The sequence below is a fragment of the Streptomyces chisholmiae genome (assembly GCF_031845445.1).
GTDB classification, from domain to species: Bacteria; Actinomycetota; Actinomycetes; order Streptomycetales; family Streptomycetaceae; genus Streptomyces; species Streptomyces chisholmiae.
The window spans coordinates 1-429 of the sequence record NZ_JAVREO010000233.1; the positions used below are offsets into that span (position 1 = coordinate 1).

The window sequence follows — 429 nt, forward strand, 5'->3', positions numbered from 1 at the left end:
GTCCACAAGCGGCTGATGCTGGTTGCGACGATCAGCCTGCTGCAGGCGCCGATTGCGCGCTGGTTCGCTGTGCTGCTGGCGCCGCCGGCGCCGCCGGGCGGATTGTCGCTTCCGCCGCCGCTGCCGCTGACCATTCCGCCGGGCATCGTGGCGGACCTGCTGCTGGTCGTGGCGATCGTCTATGACTGGCGTACGCGCGGCAGGCCGCACCCGGTTTACTTGATCGGGGGGGCGGTGGTGCTCGCGTTCCAGCTGACGGCGCCGATCATCGGTGGATCAGAAGCCTGGCGTGGCGTTGCGGCGTGGATCGGCGCGCTCGGCGGCTAGCGGCGGTTTTCGTCGCAGCCCTTGCGGGCCAGCGCGTCGGCGCGGTCGTTCTCGGCGTGGCCGGAATGACCCTTCACCCAGCGCCAGTCGACCTTGTGAGCG

At 70.6% G+C, this 429-nt stretch carries 2 protein-coding genes; one reads left to right on the forward strand and one right to left on the reverse strand.

All coding sequences use genetic code 11. The annotated features are described in order from the left end of the window. Window positions 1–327, forward strand: a 327-nt coding sequence (locus RM844_RS32965; protein WP_311671101.1) for a hypothetical protein, incomplete at its 5' end; no start/stop codon positions are given. Here RM844_RS32965 and RM844_RS33710 read toward each other — a convergent pair. Beyond that, window positions 324–429 (reverse strand): RNase H family protein (locus RM844_RS33710; protein ID WP_394814665.1); only part of this gene is annotated, 106 nt, incomplete at its 5' end. The genes RM844_RS32965 and RM844_RS33710 overlap by 4 nt on opposite strands.